We start from the raw sequence: 11507 nt of genomic DNA, 5'->3' as shown, positions 1-11507 counted from the left end.
GATTTACTATCTAAAACCGTTAATGTACTAGTTGCTGCACTTTTTTCTGTATCATTTTCAGCATGGTTAGACTAAATAGTTTTGTCGTGCCATTTACTTTGTGCGAAAATCAAAAATTTATTTTATTCATCTTCATCATCTGTACTACTTTTACCACGATATTTTTCTAGAAATTGTTCTCTTGTTAATACATCATCAACATTCATATTAAATTCTACCAAATCCAACCCCGTCATAAATTTAATTTTTTCTTTGACGTTTTCTGTTGCTTGCTGAAACAAATCAGCTATGTCCACATCATACTCACAAATGACAGAAACATCGATAGCTACTTGCTTTGTTCCAACTTCCACACTGATTCCTTTCGTAATATCACCTGTATCACGAAAACGATCGGCAAAATCGGAGAACAAATTACCACTTAAGCCTAAAATACCTTCGATTTCCGAAATAGAAATACCTGCAATTTTTTTAATTACCAAATCATCAAAAGATAATTTCGCTTTGATTCCATTAACTACTTTTTTTGTTTCATCTGACATAGCTCATCTCTCCTATTCTATATAAAAAATAATTAATTATTTAACATCGAGCGAATCGACTCAATTAACGAGTAAATATCTAAATTTTCATCTCTCATTTTCCCAATTGTAAAACCTAAACAGGCAAACAAAGCGATTATAAAAGTTTTCCAAAAACCAATGAGTAAGATCAAAGTTGCGAAAATTAAAAATAAACAGGTAAAGAGAATTCGAAATTTAAACGGAGATAAAATAGCTACAATTGATTTAATTTTTTCGTTCATTTCTGTTCTCCCTCCTATACCACACGTGATTTGCTTCCGCCAAACGATTTGGACTCAGAATCAACTTCAATTAGCTGAATGACCACCAAATGATTGCTAGTTTGCAAGGTATCTGTTAACGTAGTTTCAATTTCTTTTTTCAACTTGTCAGCAATTAGTTGCGCCCTCCCTTTACTTCTTACTAGTAATTTCAAACGCACATTTACACGATTTTTTCTTTTAATTTTTATTTTCAATCTTCTTCTATCAACATGAATTATTTCATCGGCCGCTGTTTCAACAATTGATTCAATCGTTTTCTTTGGTATTTTAATTTGGCGCTTTTTTTCTTTAAAAACAATTGATGCTCTTTTCCCTGAAGTAGCAAGAACAAGTAAAAAAAGAAAGAAAAGAATAATAATTAAACTTACTAAAACTCCTTTTAGAAATTGCAATACCCAGGGGAACATATTAATCCAATCATCTACTCTGGAGGAGAGGATTGGAATTTCAAAAAATTGACTTAGAACAGCCACCGCTCCAGCAAAAATAAGTAGGATTACCAATGACAAAACAAACTTCACTACTTTTCTCACATAGTTCCCTCCTTTTAACAGTTGATTCTATCTACATTAAATTGTACCCTTTTAAAAAAAAGAACACAAAGAATATGATGTGAAACTAGTGTTACAAAAAATAAGTTAATTAATTTAATAACAATCAATTGGCAAAATCAGCATTGACCTTTCTATTATTTTTTGTACATTATTCATCTAAATATTCTTCTTTTGAAAATTCTGTATCTTCATATTTTCCATCTTCCCCATAAAATGAATTGTACCGTTTTTTAAATTTTTTAAACATATAAATTGCAAGCACTTTAATGATTGCATAAATTGGTATACCAAAAATCAAGCCAAACATTCCTAACAAATCTCCCATGACCAAAAGGACAATAACAATCGTTAACGGGTGTACTACCAAATGTTTTCCCATAACTTGAGGCTCAATCAAATGACCATTCAACATTTGAACAATAATCCAAACAATACACATTTTTACGAATAGACCAAAAGATCCCATAATCGCAATTATAGCAGCAGGAATAAACGCTACGACTGGACCGATATAAGGTACAACTGCTGTTAAGCCAACAAAGATAGATAAGGATCCTGAATAAGGCATACCAATTAATAAAAAACCAATAAAAGTTAAAATTCCGATTGCGATTGATACCATAATTTGTCCTTTTAAGTAGGCGCCAACTTGACTATCCATTGTTGCTGTTATTTCCTTAACATCGTTTCGAAAACGTGGTGGAACAATACTTAACACAAACGAAGCAAATTTGCGTTCATCTTTAAGTAAGAAAAAAGTAATAATCGGTGCTGTCACCATGATCAAAGCAAAACCAGTGAGAGTAGAAAAAATAGTAGACGCTCCTTCAACCGCTTTACTTAAATAATCACCTAAACTATTTGATAAAGAGTCAAACCATTTTTGAGCGTCATCAAGTACTCCCATAAGAGGTTTCTCAATAGGAGAGTTATGAAAAAACTGAGTCAAATCATGATTTAGTTCATCCATATATTCTGGAAAATTCTTTATCATATCTTGGATTTGAGTTTCTAAAATGGGAATAATCAAAATAATTCCAATTGCAAATAACGCAATAATAATTAGAAAAATTGCACAAACGCCATAAATTCGTTTAATTTTGTGCTTTTCTAGCCAATCCACAAGTGGGTTGAAAAGATAATACAAGATTAGAGCTAAAATCAATGGTCCTATGATTGTTTTAAAGATTATTACAAATGGAGAAAAAATAAAATTAATCTGATGAAATACAAAAATAACACAGCCTAACAATAATAACGCTATCAAAGTAAAAAGCAGATTATTTCCTCCAATAAACTTGATCCACTTTGTTTGTTTTTTATTCTCCATGCGATCCCTCCTAAACACTTTCCTTAATTGTATCGAAGTTCTTCTGATCTGTAAAAAAATAAGTACTCAAAATATAGCTTGTAGCTATATTTTGAGTACTTAAACTATAAGAAACATCCAGTAGAAAAAAAGAATAGAAACGATAAACATCACTGTTTCAAGTCTTCAATTAAACGCATTTATCGGTTATTAATTTTTTGAACGTTTCCTTTGCGTTGCTTCCATAATAACAGGGAGAATCACAGGACGACGTTTTGTTTGATCAAACAAATAACGACTAAGTTGATCACGAATATCTTGCTTTAACTTGCTCCATTCAAAATCATTACTTTCTAAATGTTTTTCGATGATTTCAGTCACAATATTGCCACTTTCTTTCATCAAATCTTTACTTGTTTTAACATATACAAAACCTCTAGATGTAATTTTAGCTGGAGAAACAATTCGTTTTTCACGACGATTGATTGTTACGACCGCTACAAAAATACCATCTTCTGACAAAATACGACGGTCTCTAAGAACAATATTTCCAATATCGCCGATTCCTAAACCATCAATCATAATATTTTCAGCTGTTGTAGAGCCAGCAACTGTCATTTTATGTTTAGCATACTCTAAAATATCTCCGCGTCCAGTAATAAAAATGTTTTTGTAAGGAATTCCCATCGCATGAGCTAAATCAGCATGAGCTGCTAATTGACGATACTCTCCTTGTACAGGAATGAAATACTTCGGTTTCATTAAATTAAGCATTAATTGTAGATCATTGGGATTCCCATGACCTGAAACACGCATATTATCAGAGATTTGTTTTACTACACCACCCGCACGATAAACAATATCTTCTGTTTTAGCAACAACAGTTTCCATCGCAGTCGTTGGTGTTGTAGTGATGTAAACTAAATCACCTTTTTGAATATTTACAATCCGATGAGTGCCATTTGCCATTTTTTGCAAGGCCTTGATTGGTTCGCCCATCCGACCAGTTTCTAAAATAACTAACTCTTCTGGATTATGTTTTTTCATTTCTTTTGCAGTAATAATCAAATCTTCACTAGGTAATTTTAATTTATCTAATTTCATAGCTGTTCGAATAATACGTTCAAAATCCTGTCCAGTTAACACAACTTTGCGATTAGAACGATAAGCTGCATCCAACACTTGTTGTACACGTTGCAAATTGCTTGCTACACAAGCAACAATAATACGTCCTTCCCAATAACGAATCGTATCAAAAACTTCGTCCGCGATTTGTAGTTCTGAAACCACTTGAGTTGGATTTTCCGCATTGGAAGAATCGCTCAACAAAGCCAAAACACCTTCGCTGCCAATTTCAGCTAAACGGCCAAAATCAGTTTGATACATCGGAATCGCAGTTTGATCAAATTTAAAATCACCAGTATAAACAATATTGCCCTCTTTGGTTTTTAAATTCACACCAATTGAATCAGGAATTGTATGTGTCGTGCGGAAAAAGCTAATCGTTGCTTGCCCAAAATCAATTTCAGTATGCGCATCAACCACGTGGAAATCATCAAATTTTTTCGATCCTGCATGACTTTCTACGTTTAATTTAGCTAATTCGATTGTTAATTCTGTTCCAAAAACAGGCACATGGACTTTTGAAAGCAAATACGGTAAAGCACCGATTGCATCGGCATGCCCATGGGTCAAAAAGACGCCAGCGACTCTATCAATATTTTCTTCCAAGTAAGTAAAATCAGGAATCACTACATCGATTCCTAATAATTCATTTTCTGGATATTTCAATCCACAATCCAGCACAAAAATTTCATCTTCCACTTCAGCAATATACATATTTTTTCCATTTTCACGTACGCCGCCTAAAGGAATGATTTTTAATGTACTCACTTCTTTCACCTCGCTATAGTTCGTGCTAGATTAAAAATCTAGCACGTTTAAAATTTTCTCTTTTTCTTCAGGAGTACATTCTACAAGAGGCAATCTTAACCCTCCAACAGGGATTCCACGTGCATTTAAAGCGGCTTTCACAGGAGCAGGTGAGGGTGCAGTAAATAATGATTGTGTTTTTGGTAACAATTTTCTATGAATACTTGCAGCTTTTTTGATTTCTCCGTTATCAATCGCTTCAAACATATCATAGATTTCATTTCCAAAAAGATGGCTTGTTACTGACATCACACCTTGTCCGCCTAATGCTTTAACAGAAAATGCCTCCGGATCATCTCCAGTATACACTAAAAAGTCTTTTGGTGCTTTTTCAACCAACTCTGCGACAACTTCTAGACCTGAACATTCTTTAATTGCAATAATATTATCAATCTCTGCCAAACGTAAACTTGTTTCAGGATCCAATTTAGCAATCGTTCTACTTGGAACATTGTATAAAATAATCGGTAAATCACTAGATTCAGCAATTGCTTTAAAATGTTGGTATAAGCCTTCTTGACTAGGTTTATTATAGTAAGGAACAACAGCTAATCCTGCATCAATTCCTTTTATTGCAGAAATTTCTTTCACAAATTCAATGGAATCTCTTGTGTCATTCGTACCAACACCGCAAATAATCGGTACTCGACCATCTACGATTCGAATTACTTCATGAAACAATTCGATTTCTTCATCATGCGTCAGTGTAGGAGATTCTCCCGTAGTTCCTGCTAAGATTAAAGCTTCTGTATGATTTTCAAGTAAATGTTCAACTAATTTAGGTAACACTTTAAAATCAATATTCCCTTCTGCATCAAAAGGAGTAACCATTGCTGTAATAATTGTCGCATTTTTCAAATCCATTTTTATTTTCCTCCATTTCTAATCAAACTCGAACTAAATCCATTTCATGTAAAGTTTCTGCAATTTGAACAGAGTTCCAAGCAGCGCCTTTAAGTAAATTATCCGATACAACCCACATATGATAACCATTTTTAATATCGATATCTTGACGAATACGGCCCACAAATGTCTCTTTACGATCAATACAATTCAACGCTTGTGGATAAATTTGTTGTGACGGATTATCTTCTAAAACCGCACCTGGTGCGTCTGCAATCAATTGTTTAATTGAAGCAACCGTTGAAGACTCATCCTTAACTTCAATATATACCGATTCAGAATGCCCAGATAAAACAGGAATTCGGACACAAGTAGCCACTACTTTGATTGAATCATCTTCCATGATTTTTTTCGTTTCATTAATCATTTTCCACTCTTCATACGTATAATCATTATCAGCAAACACATCAATTTGCGGCAATGCGTTAAACGCAATCGGATAGTGTTTTTTATCTCCACCACAAGGTAAAATCGCTGCTTTCAATTCATCTGCTGGCGTCCCATTGATATAATCCAAAGCTTGCGATTTTAATTCTTCCATCGCACTAATTCCAGCACCACTAACTGCTTGATACGTAGAAACAATGATTCGATCTAAGCCATATGCTTTTCTAATTGGCTCTAAAGCAACCATCATTTGAATTGTTGAACAATTAGGATTCGCAATAATTCCTTTATGTTTTTTTAAAGCTTCCTTATTTACTTCTGGAACAACTAATGGAACTTCAGAGTCCATTCTAAAATGACTTGTATTATCGACTACAATGGCTCCTCTTTTAACTGCTTCTGGCGCAAATGTTTTGGATATCCCACCACCCGCACTAAACAAAGCGATATCTATATCATTGAAAGAATCTGGAACCAACTCTTCCACTACAAGTTTCTGACCTTTAAATGTCAATTCTTTTCCAGCAGAGCGCTTTGATGCTAAAAGTTTCACTTCATTCAATGGAAGTGACGTTTCTTCTAACATTTCAATCATTTTTGTCCCTACTGCTCCTGTTGCGCCTACCACTGCAACATTATATGCTTTTTTCATACTTAATTAATCCCCTTTCATTCCCTAAAGAAAGTTGCTTTTTTTATTTTACCATAATCTGACACATTACTACATAGGAAGCCAGCGGATTTTATTTTTTTTGATAAATAAATTTAGAAAGGTTTTGAAAACAATCACTGCGAATAGTTTCGTCATTCAGCTGGAACTCATCGGCATAAAGCCTCTTGGGTGAAACAAAGTAAACAGGACTTTTGTTCCAGCCCAATAACCGAATTACGTCTGTTGACATTTATGGTTATTTTGTTATAGTTAAAATCAATATTTATGACTGTGGAGGAAAAAATAATGGCTCGTGTAGAAAGTTTTGAATTAGATCATACCGAAGTAAAAGCACCTTATATTCGTTTAGCTGGTACTGAAAAAAATGGCGAAGTAATTATTGAAAAATACGATTTGCGCTTCTTACAACCTAATAAAGCAGAATTACCAACTGCGGCGGTTCATACACTAGAACATTTATTAGCTGTAAATTTAAGAGATCACTTAGAGGGAATTATCGATATCTCGCCAATGGGATGCCGTACAGGATTTTATATGATTTTGTGGGGAACTCATTCACCCAAAGAAATCCGTGATGCGTTAGTTACTGTGCTTACATTCATTGCTTCTACTGATTTTGTTCCAGCCGTTTCAGCTAAAGAATGCGGGAATTATAAAGATCACTCCCTTTTCTCTGCTAAAGAATATGCAAAAATCGTTTTAGAACAAGGCGTAAGTATAGACCCATTTAAACGAATAATCTAAACAAATAAAAAGTGTGAAGCACTGCTGATTCAGCAAGTGCTTCACACTTTTTCAATCTATTAAATTAATCTTTTTCTTTATGCAATTTATCTTTAACGTCTTCAAAACCATCTTTGATTTTATCGCCAAGTTTTTCAGCGCCTTCTTTGATGTCCTCACCCGCATCACGAGCTTTTTTCTTAACGTCAGCAAAACCTGATTGTAACTTACCTTCAGTTTCTTTCCCTTTATCGTCTGTTACTTTACCAACGACTTCTTTCGATTTACCTTCTACTTTGTCTTTTGCATCATTTAAATCTGCCATCTTGACTCCTCCTCACAATGTTTAGTATATAAAAAGCATATCATCATTCTAAAGTTCTGACAAATAATTCGATTCAAAATAGTCCATTATTATAAAAAAGTAAGCCATTGTTTAGCAGCTGCTAATTCATCCATTATCACTTGATGACCAGATTCAGTATAAAACATATCCACTTGAGCACCTCTAGATTTGAACTGTTTGGCAAGCGCCACAGCTGACTTTTCAGGCACAATCGGATCATTTTTTCCTATCGATAGCCATACTTTTTTTGCAGTAATCGGAAAAGATTGAGTATCAACCCCTAAAGACATCGGGTGAAAAAGAATCGCCTGTTGCAAAAGTGATTCCCTCTCCAATAAAATATGAGCAGCAATATTAGCACCATTCGAATACCCAAGAATTGTCCATTCTTCGACAGCAATTCGTTCTTGCTGACTAATCATATAAATTTTATTCAGTAATCGATCACTTTCTTTTTCTAAACTTTCATAATCAAATTGATTTAAGCTCTTCCTTTTAAAAAATCGCTTCATACCATCTTCTTCGATTGTTCCTCTAAAAGAAAGAATTGTTGCATCAGAATCAAAAAAATAAGCCAATTTCTTTAAAGAGTTTTCATCTCCACCCGTTCCGTGAAGCAGAATAAATTTTTTACTTAAATCATGTCCCTCTTTGAAAAAATAGTCCATTTTCCTCACTCACTTTCACTTTCATCAATTCAAAAATTTTTGTTTCTATTTTTCATAACTATTATCATATCATTAAAAAAAATATATAACAAATATTATGTCTGTTTTATTTCACAAGAAATTCACTTAATTTGTAATAATCTTCAATTAAACCAGCAATATAGCTAATTTAAGTAACGAAAATAGTCATTTTGATTATATAAAATAAGCCAACATTTTCAAAAATCAAAAAAACAATTTTCGGAAATACTGGCTTACTACTAGGAATTGTTGAAAAACTATCATAATGAATATTTTTGATTTTCACTAAAAAAACAGAATATTCGAATACTACAATCGTTCTCAAACATATCTAACCATCAATTTCACTCAGACCCTATTCGTAACTGGAGAGTTGGAAGAAAAATAATTCGCTCCGAAAACCAAGTAATTATTATGCAATATTCGTTCATCTCATGCACTATATTTCCTAACAATTTCGACTTATTTCTGAAATCTTCGACTCTTAGAAATGATCAAAATTGCAACGAAGCGTAATCACAAGTTGTAACCATCACTTTATTTTTACGATTTCAAAGCAACCTCTCTAGCTAACGCAAAACAACCAATGGTGCCAGGATCATCTTCTAAAGCAGGTGTCACAATATATTTTTCTAAAGGTGGTGTTTTCACATAACCATTAACTAATTCACTAAAAGCTTTATGAACTTTTGGAAGCATATGACGTTGTTTCATCACACCACCACCAAAAATAATCACCTCTGGAGACAATAATAGTGTAGTATTGTAAGCAGCTTGAGCGATATAATAAGCTTCAATATCCCAAAAAGGATCATCTTCTTTAATTTCTTGACCTTTTTTACCATTTCTTTGTTCAACCGCAGGCCCAGCCGCCATTCCTTCTAAACAATCGCTATGATATGGACAACAACCATCAAATGAGTCATCTTCATGACGTTTGATAATCATATGTCCCATTTCTGGATGGCTAAAGCCCTCAATAAAGCGTCCGTCTTGAATAGCACCTGCACCAACACCTGTACCTATTGTATAGTAAACACAGCTAGATAATCCTTGACCTTTTCCAGCAACATATTCTCCATAGGCTGCAGCATTCACATCTGTTGTCCAAGCGATTGGCACAGAAAAATGCTTTTTCATTTCTCCAACAAAATCGTAATCTTTCCAAGCTAATTTTGGTGTTGAAGTAATATAGCCATAAGTTGAAGAATCACGATGAATATCGATTGGACCAAACGAGCCAATACCGATTGCTAATAAGTCAAACTGTTTGAAATAATCGATAACTAAAGCCATTGTTTCTTCTGGTGTTGTTGTTGGAAAGCTAACACGATCAACAATCGTCAAATCTTCAGTTCCAATTCCGCAAACAAATTTTGTCCCACCAGCTTCAATACTGCCTAAATATTTTTCTGACATAACTAACTGCACCCCTTAATCGGTAATATTATCTTTTTCATTATAACTGATTTCATGAAAAAAAAGGAGGGATTCTATAGTTATTTTTTAATTTTGAGCATCTTGCCTAAAAAGTAGCGCAATAAACAAGGTAAACGAATTAATTCTCGTCATTTTTATTCTTCAGCAGACAAAAACGCAACTATTTAATGCTTCAAAAAAGTCAAACAAGAGGTAAAAACTACTTTTTAAAAACTTATATTATCTCTAAATTCAACAATCGTTCCTTCTGGCGCAATAACTTTACATAAATTTGTACTGCCTACTTGATAAATCTGTTGATTATTTTTCTTTACAAATAACTTCTCTGGTAATTGTTTTTTTTGAATAAATTTTTCTAGCTCTTCAACATAAAGACAAAAATGAACCAAACCAGTATATTCTTTATTCTCATGCTGAGTAAGTTCCTGTTTTCCAGTCTGTAGCTCAATATAAAATTCACCTAATTGAAGCCATGAATTGTATGCTCTCTCGTGAAAATCAGGTGTTTCGTGTACTAATTCAAAACCAATTTGCTGATAAAAAGCCAAAGAAGCTTGATATTGATTAGTTTGAATACATAAATGATGAACAAACGCCATTTTAATCACTCCTACTCGCTCTATTTTCTAAACACTAATTTATATAATAGTAAAAACAAAAGCAATAAGCAAGAGATGGTTTATTTGAGCAAATTTATTTATTTCAATGAACGATAAGTTATTGAGTTAACTACTTTTTCTATATTCACTAAAAGTTGCTCCAGTCCATTTTCTAAAGGCTCTAGAAAAAGAACTGGTATCTGTATATCCAACAAGGTAAGTAATTTCCGTTTTAGTCAATTCTTTATTTTGAATAAAGTTCATTGTCAGCGTTTTTTGCACATTTTGTAGTTGTTGATTAAAATTTGTATTTTCAGCTTGTAAATTTCTTTGTAATGTTCTACTACTTATTCCTAATGAATCAGCCACTTCATTTAATGAAAAATGACCACTAGGAATCATCTGCAACAATGAATTCTGAATAACATCAACAAATGTTTTTAATTCGTTTAATTGAGTTAATTTATTTTTCATTTCTGGTTCGAGAAATTGCCACATACTATTGTTTTCTGTAATAAACTTCTTTTCTAAATCATCCTTTTTAAAAACCAATAAATTATCCGCTACTTTTTTTGTAGAACAGCCCATAAACTCACTGACTTGTTCTCCATACTTATATGGACTACCGACAAATAGCGGAATAATTGGGTTTCCACTTCCCATCCTTAATAAACTTGTAATAATCAATTGTTCCGTCAATACAGCAAATCGCGGTAATTTTTGTTGTGGATAAATAAAAGATAAACGAATTTTCACGACATTTTCTACAACCTCGATACTTATATTTACTGGTCCAACCAACTTCTTAAAAGTCGATAATCTTTCAATCGCTTGTAATCCATTCGAAGCAGATAATGATGCATAAATCGGTGGCATAAACATACTTATATTTTCTACTCGACTCAAACTCACTAACTGTTCATCGGTAACTACATGATCAAATTCGTTTAAAAGGCGATAGTACTGGTGTTCATCCAAAACTAATTGTTCTTTCCACAATAAATCAGGAATTGCAGCTTTTTGTAATAGTGTAGCGAACGATAGATTAATACTATGGATAAATTCTTGAAACTGTTTAGTTATAATTATTTTCATAATCCCATCC

Annotated in this window: 13 protein-coding genes; 1 reads left to right on the top strand and 12 read right to left on the bottom strand. The window is 33.2% G+C overall.

Translation table 11 applies throughout. From position 1 onward, the window contains the following. Positions 1 to 122: 122 nt before the first annotated feature. The 7 genes from ACYSNW_RS03680 to ACYSNW_RS03650 all read right to left on the bottom strand — a co-directional run bounded on the left by ACYSNW_RS03680 (position 123) and on the right by ACYSNW_RS03650 (position 6584). Entirely contained in the window at positions 123 to 542 is a 420-nt protein-coding gene (locus ACYSNW_RS03680; protein ID WP_461743105.1) for an Asp23/Gls24 family envelope stress response protein, read from the bottom strand. A gap of 32 nt (positions 543 to 574) precedes the next feature. Further along, positions 575 to 805: a DUF2273 domain-containing protein gene (locus ACYSNW_RS03675; RefSeq protein ID WP_461743104.1), complete on the bottom strand. Its 231-nt coding sequence runs from the start codon at positions 803 to 805 to the stop codon at positions 575 to 577. A 14-nt stretch (positions 806 to 819) separates the two neighbouring features. Then, positions 820 to 1380: an alkaline shock response membrane anchor protein AmaP gene (amaP, locus tag ACYSNW_RS03670; RefSeq protein ID WP_461743103.1), complete on the bottom strand. Its 561-nt coding sequence runs from the start codon at positions 1378 to 1380 to the stop codon at positions 820 to 822. 169 nt (positions 1381 to 1549) lie between these two features. Beyond that, positions 1550 to 2731, bottom strand: a complete 1182-nt coding sequence (locus tag ACYSNW_RS03665; protein WP_461743102.1) for an AI-2E family transporter — start codon at positions 2729 to 2731, stop codon at positions 1550 to 1552. 189 nt (positions 2732 to 2920) lie between these two features. Next, the gene (locus ACYSNW_RS03660; protein ID WP_461743101.1) at positions 2921 to 4603 is read right to left on the bottom strand and encodes a ribonuclease J; all 1683 of its coding nucleotides are present in this window, start codon (positions 4601 to 4603) and stop codon (positions 2921 to 2923) included. A gap of 30 nt (positions 4604 to 4633) precedes the next feature. Beyond that, on the bottom strand, positions 4634 to 5506 hold the full coding sequence (dapA, locus tag ACYSNW_RS03655; RefSeq protein ID WP_461743100.1) for a 4-hydroxy-tetrahydrodipicolinate synthase: 873 nt from the start codon (positions 5504 to 5506) through the stop codon (positions 4634 to 4636). Between the two features lie 22 nt (positions 5507 to 5528). Next, positions 5529 to 6584 carry an aspartate-semialdehyde dehydrogenase gene (locus ACYSNW_RS03650; protein ID WP_461743099.1) on the bottom strand — a complete coding sequence of 352 codons (1056 nt, stop codon included), beginning with the start codon at positions 6582 to 6584 and terminating at the stop codon, positions 5529 to 5531. Positions 6585 to 6890: 306 nt separating this feature from the next. Between ACYSNW_RS03650 and ACYSNW_RS03645 the strand changes: the two genes are divergently transcribed. Continuing rightward, on the top strand, positions 6891 to 7349 hold the full coding sequence (locus tag ACYSNW_RS03645; protein WP_461743098.1) for an S-ribosylhomocysteine lyase: 459 nt from the start codon (positions 6891 to 6893) through the stop codon (positions 7347 to 7349). A 64-nt stretch (positions 7350 to 7413) separates the two neighbouring features. Here the strand turns inward: ACYSNW_RS03645 and ACYSNW_RS03640 are convergent, their stop codons facing one another. The 5 genes from ACYSNW_RS03640 to ACYSNW_RS03620 all read right to left on the bottom strand — a co-directional run bounded on the left by ACYSNW_RS03640 (position 7414) and on the right by ACYSNW_RS03620 (position 11497). Beyond that, positions 7414 to 7653 carry a YtxH domain-containing protein gene (locus ACYSNW_RS03640; RefSeq protein WP_461743097.1) on the bottom strand — a complete coding sequence of 80 codons (240 nt, stop codon included), beginning with the start codon at positions 7651 to 7653 and terminating at the stop codon, positions 7414 to 7416. An 89-nt stretch (positions 7654 to 7742) separates the two neighbouring features. Then, positions 7743 to 8342, bottom strand: a complete 600-nt coding sequence (locus ACYSNW_RS03635; RefSeq protein ID WP_461743096.1) for an alpha/beta hydrolase — start codon at positions 8340 to 8342, stop codon at positions 7743 to 7745. Positions 8343 to 8906: 564 nt separating this feature from the next. Then, complete coding sequence (gene scrK, locus ACYSNW_RS03630) at positions 8907 to 9782, bottom strand: fructokinase ScrK (RefSeq protein ID WP_461743095.1); 876 nt, start codon at positions 9780 to 9782, stop codon at positions 8907 to 8909. Positions 9783 to 10009: 227 nt separating this feature from the next. Further along, entirely contained in the window at positions 10010 to 10402 is a 393-nt protein-coding gene (locus ACYSNW_RS03625) for a VOC family protein (RefSeq protein ID WP_461743094.1), read from the bottom strand. Between the two features lie 126 nt (positions 10403 to 10528). Then, a complete protein-coding gene (locus ACYSNW_RS03620) occupies positions 10529 to 11497 on the bottom strand; it encodes an AraC family transcriptional regulator (protein ID WP_461743093.1) in 969 nt (322 codons plus the stop codon). Positions 11498 to 11507 lie beyond the last annotated feature (10 nt).

This window comes from Enterococcus sp. LJL99, assembly GCF_054871725.1.
Note: the sequence above shows the minus strand (reverse complement) of the source record. Positions and strands in the feature narration are given on the sequence as shown.

Coding starts and splice junctions, on each gene's coding strand:
- ACYSNW_RS03645 (WP_461743098.1), top strand. CDS start 6,891: ATGGCTCGTGTAGAAAGTTTTGAATTAGATCATACCGAAGTAAAAGCA.
- ACYSNW_RS03625 (WP_461743094.1), bottom strand. CDS start 10,402: ATGGCGTTTGTTCATCATTTATGTATTCAAACTAATCAATATCAAGCT.
- ACYSNW_RS03620 (WP_461743093.1), bottom strand. CDS start 11,497: ATGAAAATAATTATAACTAAACAGTTTCAAGAATTTATCCATAGTATT.
- ACYSNW_RS03675 (WP_461743104.1), bottom strand. CDS start 805: ATGAACGAAAAAATTAAATCAATTGTAGCTATTTTATCTCCGTTTAAA.
- dapA (WP_461743100.1), bottom strand. CDS start 5,506: ATGGATTTGAAAAATGCGACAATTATTACAGCAATGGTTACTCCTTTT.
- ACYSNW_RS03650 (WP_461743099.1), bottom strand. CDS start 6,584: ATGAAAAAAGCATATAATGTTGCAGTGGTAGGCGCAACAGGAGCAGTA.
- ACYSNW_RS03665 (WP_461743102.1), bottom strand. CDS start 2,731: ATGGAGAATAAAAAACAAACAAAGTGGATCAAGTTTATTGGAGGAAAT.
- ACYSNW_RS03635 (WP_461743096.1), bottom strand. CDS start 8,342: ATGGACTATTTTTTCAAAGAGGGACATGATTTAAGTAAAAAATTTATT.
- scrK (WP_461743095.1), bottom strand. CDS start 9,782: ATGTCAGAAAAATATTTAGGCAGTATTGAAGCTGGTGGGACAAAATTT.
- ACYSNW_RS03680 (WP_461743105.1), bottom strand. CDS start 542: ATGTCAGATGAAACAAAAAAAGTAGTTAATGGAATCAAAGCGAAATTA.
- ACYSNW_RS03640 (WP_461743097.1), bottom strand. CDS start 7,653: ATGGCAGATTTAAATGATGCAAAAGACAAAGTAGAAGGTAAATCGAAA.